Source organism: Actinomadura fulvescens (assembly GCF_039533225.1).
GTDB lineage: Bacteria > Actinomycetota > Actinomycetes > Streptosporangiales > Streptosporangiaceae > Spirillospora > Spirillospora fulvescens.
In genome coordinates this window covers 345,009-351,428 of sequence record NZ_BAAATD010000011.1, presented here as the reverse complement: position 1 = coordinate 351,428, position 6,420 = coordinate 345,009, and the positions used below count along the sequence as shown (strand labels likewise).

Genomic DNA, 6,420 nt, shown 5'->3' with positions numbered 1-6,420 from the left:
GGCCATCGCGTTTCCTTTCCTTCGAGATCTTGGTCGATTCGAAGGATCACGCGGTGGCCGTCCTACTTCACGACGCCACGCCCTCTGGCCTGGTCAAACTCGTACACCATCTCCGTGGACGCAACCCCAAGTGCCATAGCCCCATCCTCCCCTCGGCTAGTGGCCACAGGGGTGGCCAGCCAGGTAGCCAAGTCTCCGAGCGGTCCGTGAGCCATGGTCCCAAGTCCCCACACGATCCCCACGGATGGGGCCGAATGGGGCGCCATGGGGCTCCATCAGACCTGACTCTGTGCCTAGGAAAACCGGCCCTCTAGCTGCACAGACACGCAGCGGCCGGTACTCGGCCGGAGAAGGTTCCAAACGACCGAAAGCCCCCACCCGCGAAGAGAAGCTTCACTGGCGAGTCCTCCTGGTTGGGATGGGCTGGCTGGATTTGGGCGGGCCGGCTTCTGGGGTCTGGGCGGGGCCGCGATGCCGGTCCAGGCTATCTGTAAGGAGAACCTGGAAAGGCTGAACGAATGGAGCTGATGGAGCCGCGACGGCAGGGGCCGCCGCAGCCCGGCCCCCCTCAGCCGCCGCGGCGGGTCGCCCGGCCGCTGGTCTGGCTGCTGTCCAAGTCCACCGACCTGGCCGTGCGGCTGGGCGGCGGCGACCCGCAGGCGCTCCGCGAGGAGCTCACCGCCGACCGCATGCGCGCCATGGTCGCCGGGAACACCCAGCTCACCGACGACGAACGGGCCCTGATCGAGGAGGTCTTCGCGGCCGGGGAACGGCCCCTGCGCGAGGTCCTGGTGCCGCGTACCGAGGTGGTGTTCCTGGACGCGGCGCTGCCGCTGTCCACGGCCGCCCGGATCGCCGCCGCGAGCCCGCACTCGCGGTTCCCGGTGTGCCGGGACTCCCACGACGAGGTGATCGGCTTCGTGCACATCCGTGACCTGCTGGTGCCCGAGGTGGCCGACCGTTCGGTCCCGGTGGGGGAGCTCGTGCGGCCGGTGAAGTACCTGCCCCCGTCGCAGCGGGTGCTGCCGGTGCTCTCGGAGATGCGCCGCGAGGGGCACCACCTGGCGATCGTCATGGACGAGTACGGGGGCACGGCGGGGATCGTCACTCTCGAAGACCTTGTCGAAGAGCTCATCGGCGACATCCGCGACGAATATGATGTCAAGGACGCACAAGCCCGCCGCCTGCGCGACGGGGTGGTGGAGGTCGACGGCCTGCTCAACCTGGACGACTTCGCCGCCGAGACCGGCATCCGGCTGCCCGCGGGACCCTACGAGACCGTCGCCGGGCACATCATGGCCGTCCTCGGGCAGGTGCCCGCCGAGGGCGACTGGGTCGAGGCCGGCGGCAGCCGGCTCGCGGTCGCCCGGATGGACGGGCGCCGCGTTGAGCGGGTGCGCGTCAGCCCGAACACCCCCGCCCGCGGGGACGTCCCATCGGATGGGGGAGACGGCGGTCCCGGCGACGGCGTCACCGCCACCCACGACGCCGCCTCGAACGAGGCCTGAGAGAATCGGTTCCGTGCACATGTCCGAAGCGCCCCAGCAGCCCACCGCCGGCACGCCCGCACCGCGCGTGCTGTCCGGGATCCAGCCCACCGCCGACTCGTTCCACCTCGGTAACTACCTGGGTGCGCTGCGGCAGTGGGTCGCGCTTCAGGACTCGCACGAGGCGTTCTACTGCGTCGTCGACCTGCACGCCATCACGGTGCGGTACGAGCCCGAGGCGCTGCGCCGCCGCTCGAAGGTCTCGGCCGCCCAGCTGATCGCCATGGGCGTCGACCCGGAGCGGTCCGCCCTGTTCCTGCAGAGCCACGTGCCCGAGCACGCCGAGCTCGCCTGGGTGCTCGGCTGCCTCACCGGCTTCGGCGAGGCCGGCCGGATGACGCAGTTCAAGGACAAGTCCTCCAAGCAGGGCGCCGACGCGACCACCGTCGGGCTGTTCACCTACCCGGTCCTGCAGGCCGCCGACATCCTGCTCTACACGCCCACCCCCGGCCCGGGCGAGCGGGTGTTCCACGTTCCGGTCGGCGAGGACCAGCGCCAGCACCTGGAGCTGACCAGGACGCTCGCGCAGCGCTTCAACCACCGGTTCGGCGACACGTTCGTCGCGCCCGAGGCCTACATCCCGCAGGGCGCCGCCAAGATCACCGACCTGCAGGAGCCCACCGCCAAGATGAGCAAGTCGGCCTCGTCGCCGCAGGGCATCATCGACGTGCTGGAGGAGCCCGGCCCGATGCGCAAGAAGATCATGCGCGCGGTCACCGACACCGGCACCGAGGTCAGGTTCGACGAGGACAACAAGGCCGGCGTCTCCAACCTGATGCGCATCTTCGCCGCGCTCGAAGGCGGCTCGGTCGACGACGTGGAGCGGCGGTACGAGGGTTCGGGCTACGGCCAGTTCAAGAAGGACCTGGCCGAGGCCGTGCTCGACACGTTCGGGCCGATCCGCGAGCGCACCCACGAGCTGCTGGGCGACGAGGCGGAGCTGGACCGCATCCTGGCCCGCGGCGCGGCCCGGGCGAGCGCGGTCGCGGCCGGCACCATGGAGATCGTGCGCGAACGCGTGGGGTTCGTGGGACGTGGCCACTAGGCGGTCCCCGGACGCCGCCACACCGCGTGGTCCGGGTACGGGGCGCAGGGCGATCGGGGTGGCCATCCCGATCCCCGAGCCCTACGGCTCCGAGCTGCAGCGCAGGCGACGGTCGTTCGGCGACCCGCTCGCGTCGGCGATACCCACGCACATCACCCTCCTGCCGCCGACCGAGGTCGGCGACGGCGACCTGGACGCCATCGAAAATTATCTGCGGCTGATCGCCACGGCGGAGCACCCGTTCCGGATCCTGCTGCGCGGCACGGGGACGTTCCGGCCGGTGTCCCCGGTGGTGTTCGTGGCGGTGGCCGAGGGGATCGCCGGGTGCGAGCGGGTCCAGCGCCAGGTGCTGGCGGGCCCGCTGTCCCGCGAGCTCGACTTCCCTTACCACCCGCACGTGACGGTGGCCCATCACCTGCCGGAGGAGGCCATGGACCGGGCGTTCAAGGAGCTGGCGGGATACGAGGCCGAGTTCGAGGTGTGGGGCTTCTCCCTGTACGAGCACGGCGACGACGGGGTCTGGCGGCCGCGGCGCGACTTCGTGTTCGACGGTGGCGGCCCGGGCGACGGCGCCGTGCGCAACGTGATCATCTGATAGCGCATCGAATCGGCTCCACAGGGTACGGGCGGGACATGCGGCAGGCGATCGGCGGGCTGCGGCGCCGTTTCGACGGGCTGCAGGAGACGGGCAAGGAACGGTTGCGCGGTCTGCGCGAGCGCTGGGCCGTCTTCGACCATCTCGTCCGCGCCTACGAGCGCTACCAGGATCGCCGCGGCGACCGGCTGGCCGCAGCCCTCACCTGCTATGCCTTCCTGTCGTTCTTCCCGCTGCTCGCGCTGGCCTACGCGCTGCTCGGCTATCTGGTCATGTTCAGCGACAAGGCCCGTGACTACTTCGTCGAGGCCATCAACTCGCTCCTGCCCGGACTGTCCGACCAGCTCCAGGTCGAGCAGGTCGTCAGCTCCAAGGCGGCGGTCGGGGTGATCGGCCTGGTCGGCCTGCTGTTCACCGGCCTCGGCTGGGTGTCGGTGCTGCGCGAGTCGTTGCGCGACATCTGGGGGAACGACCCGAACGGCGACACCAACCTGCTGCTCAAGAAGGTCTACGACGCCGCTGTCCTGATCTTCCTCGGGGTGGCGCTGATCTGCTCGGTGGCGGTGTCGACGGTCACGTCCCAGGCCACCAACATGGTGCTGGGCTGGCTCGGCCTGGACGACGTCACCGGCGCGGGCACGATGCTGCGCCTGCTGTCGCTGACGGTCGCGATCGCCTTCAACACGCTCATCTTCCTGGTGCTCTTCTCGCGGCTGTCCGGCACCCGGGCGGCATGGCGGCGCATCATCCGCGGGGCGCTGTTCGGGGCCGTGGGCCTGGAGATCCTCAAGCAGGTCGCCACGCTGCTGCTCGCCAGGACCACCGAGAACCCGGTCTACGCCTCGTTCGCCGTCCTCGTCGGGCTGATGGTGTGGATCAACATCGTGTCGCGGTTCGTGCTCTTCGTCGCGGCCTGGACGGCGACCCGCAAAGTCGTCCTGAGCGCCGACGAGCAGGCCGAAGCGAAGGTCGCCGAAAAGGACGACGAGCAGGCCGAAGCGAACGCCGCGGCAGGCGCGGCAGCCGAGCCCGAAGAGAGCACGCGCGTCAGGAACGTGAAGCCCGCGGGCACCGGCGCCCGGACAGGCAACGGCGTCTAGGCATCGGCGTCTAGGCCCAGAACGCGTCGTCGGCGTACTGGTCCTCGGCCAGCGTCCTTATCTCGATGATGCGGCCGTGGTCGATGCGGAAGACGTCCACCGCCCGGGAGTCGAGCACCTTGCCCGGCCGTTCGGCGTAGGTCTGGACGAGCGCGACACCGTTCTCGTCGTCCGCCATGACCGCGTAGGGCTCGGTGCGGAAGGTGCCTCCGGACAGCTCGAACAGCCGTACGTAGAAACCGAGGATCTCTTCGGGAGTGCGGTATTCGCCGCAGAGCGGCCCGTGCCCCGGTACGCGGTGCACGACCTGCTCCGCCAGCAGCCCGCGGATGAAGTCGATATCGCCCTTGGCGAAGGCCGTGTAGCCGTCGCGCAGCAGGGTGACGTTGGGATGCTCATGCTCGGAGGCAGGTTGTGCGGTCGGTGGCGCATAGGAAAGGCGATATGACACGACGCTTCCTCCTGAAGGCGCCGGCCCGCCGTCCAGCCCGCGGCGCTGCCGACCGGCGTCACCGAGGAGGGTAGTCCCGACATCCGGCCCCGGCCAGTCAGTGAAGGCTTACCGGCCGACCACCTGGACAGATCAGGGCATACCGGATCGAAGCGACGCCGCAGGAGCGGGTCGTGCTCAAAGGTCGTGACGGCGGCGCCGGAGCACGAAGGCGAGGACGCCCGCGGCGAGCACGGCGCCTCCGGCACCCGCGGCGAGCAGGCCCCAGCCGGCGCCGGAGTCGTCGCCGGGCAGAGCGTTCACGCCCGGCAGGGCATCGACGCCGTCGTCCTTCTTCTTCGGCGGCGCCACGTCGCCGGGCGGCACCAGCGTGCCCACGGGCTTGGCCTTGCCGCGCGCCCTGAAACCCCAGTCGAGCAGCTGCTTGGCGTAGCGCGACGGCGGCATGTCCGCGCGCATCAGCGAGATGACGATCGTGTGCCCGCCGCGGCGCGCGGCGGCCACGAAGGTCTGCCGTGCGTTCTCGGTGTAGCCGTTCTTCCCGCCGAGCATCCCCGCGTACTCGTGCGGCTGGCCCGGCAGCATGCGGTTGTGCGTGTGGATCGGGTAGCCGCCGGTCTTCTTGCCCTTCTTGCGCTCCTTCTTGGTGGGCGGCGCCGGGAACCAGTGGTTGATCTTCTCGGTGTAGCGGCGGAAGGCCGGGTTCCGCATGCCCTCCCGCAGGATCAGCGCCAGGTCGTACGCCGAGGTGTGCTGGGTCCGCACCGTGAGGCCGAGGTCCTTGTCGAGGCCGTTCGGCGAGCCGGCGAGGGTGTCGCGGGCGTTGATCCGCCGGGCCTCGGCGTTCATGTCGGCGAGCGTCTTGCGCATCCCGCCGTTCGCCTCGGCGAGCGTGACCGCCGCGTCGTTGGCCGACATCATCATGAGCGCGTGGAAGAGGTCGGAGACCCGGTACTGCATCTTCGGCGTCATGCCGACCTTGGTGCCCTCGACGTCACAGGCATGCTGGCTGGGCCGGACCATCCGATCGGGGTCCAGCTTGGGGATCAGCGCCAGCGTGGTGAGGGTCTTGAGGGTGCTGGCGGGCAGGTACTGGCCGTGCGGATCCTTGGCGGCCAGCACCTCGCCGGTGTCGCCGTCCGCGATGATCCACGACGAGGCCTTGATCTTCGGGGCGGCGGGCACGCCCGCGCCCGGGTTGAGCACGACTCCCCGGCTCGCCAGCTGCGGCCCTCCGACCGGGTCGGCGGGCGCCGTCCGGGCCCCGGCCGCCAGGTCCACGGACGCGGGCCTCACGGACGCCGATCTTGCTGCCGCCGGTCCCGCTGTCGCCAGGCTCGCTGTCGCCGGGGCCGCCGCGAACACGGGCGTGGCGATGAGCGGCGCCGCGGCGAGCGGCACGGTGAACGCGGTGGCGGCGCGGCGTGTTCTCCTCATGATTCCCCGAAGACTAGGCGACACGTCCGGCGGATCGATACCTGTGCGCGACGTGTCGGAGTGAAGCGGCCGATGGTCATGAAGTGACCATTGTCACCTATGCCCTACCGTCACATTGCGTGACGGGTGCGTATTTGGGTCAGGTAGAACTAGTTCGTTCGGGTGGCGTGTCCCGGGGCACAGGTGACCGAAAAGGGTGACCGGCCGTGATCGGCCGCCGCCCGTACGAGTCAAATGATCCGCAA

6 protein-coding genes are annotated in these 6,420 nt (G+C 70.2%); 4 read left to right on the top strand and 2 right to left on the bottom strand.

Annotated elements, in window-relative coordinates; translation table 11 throughout:
• Positions 1 to 518: 518 nt before the first annotated feature.
• The 4 genes from ABD333_RS35285 to ABD333_RS35270 are packed head-to-tail and all read left to right on the top strand — an operon-like array spanning position 519 to position 4,287.
• Complete coding sequence (locus tag ABD333_RS35285; protein ID WP_344546889.1) at positions 519 to 1,508, top strand: hemolysin family protein; 990 nt, start codon at positions 519 to 521, stop codon at positions 1,506 to 1,508.
• A gap of 19 nt (positions 1,509 to 1,527) precedes the next feature.
• Entirely contained in the window at positions 1,528 to 2,592 is a 1,065-nt protein-coding gene (gene trpS / locus ABD333_RS35280; RefSeq protein ID WP_344546909.1) for a tryptophan--tRNA ligase, read from the top strand.
• A gap of 58 nt (positions 2,593 to 2,650) precedes the next feature.
• Positions 2,651 to 3,187 (top strand): 2'-5' RNA ligase family protein, encoded by a 537-nt coding sequence (locus ABD333_RS35275; protein WP_344546888.1) that lies wholly within the window; start codon positions 2,651 to 2,653, stop codon positions 3,185 to 3,187.
• 38 nt (positions 3,188 to 3,225) lie between these two features.
• Complete coding sequence (locus tag ABD333_RS35270; protein ID WP_344546887.1) at positions 3,226 to 4,287, top strand: YihY/virulence factor BrkB family protein; 1,062 nt, start codon at positions 3,226 to 3,228, stop codon at positions 4,285 to 4,287.
• 10 nt (positions 4,288 to 4,297) lie between these two features.
• Here ABD333_RS35270 and ABD333_RS35265 read toward each other — a convergent pair whose 3' ends face one another.
• Together ABD333_RS35265 and ABD333_RS35260 are read right to left on the bottom strand one after the other, a co-directional pair.
• Positions 4,298 to 4,738 (bottom strand): nuclear transport factor 2 family protein, encoded by a 441-nt coding sequence (locus ABD333_RS35265; RefSeq protein ID WP_344546886.1) that lies wholly within the window; start codon positions 4,736 to 4,738, stop codon positions 4,298 to 4,300.
• A gap of 177 nt (positions 4,739 to 4,915) precedes the next feature.
• The gene (locus ABD333_RS35260) at positions 4,916 to 6,175 is read right to left on the bottom strand and encodes a D-alanyl-D-alanine carboxypeptidase family protein (protein ID WP_344546885.1); all 1,260 of its coding nucleotides are present in this window, start codon (positions 6,173 to 6,175) and stop codon (positions 4,916 to 4,918) included.
• Between the last annotated feature and the right edge of the window lie 245 nt (positions 6,176 to 6,420).

Bases quoted from the DNA above. Each gene is read 5' to 3' on its own strand.
- ABD333_RS35260 (WP_344546885.1), bottom strand. From the start codon at position 6,175: ATGAGGAGAACACGCCGCGCCGCCACCGCGTTCACCGTGCCGCTCGCC.
- ABD333_RS35285 (WP_344546889.1), top strand. From the start codon at position 519: ATGGAGCTGATGGAGCCGCGACGGCAGGGGCCGCCGCAGCCCGGCCCC.
- ABD333_RS35270 (WP_344546887.1), top strand. From the start codon at position 3,226: ATGCGGCAGGCGATCGGCGGGCTGCGGCGCCGTTTCGACGGGCTGCAG.
- trpS (WP_344546909.1), top strand. From the start codon at position 1,528: ATGTCCGAAGCGCCCCAGCAGCCCACCGCCGGCACGCCCGCACCGCGC.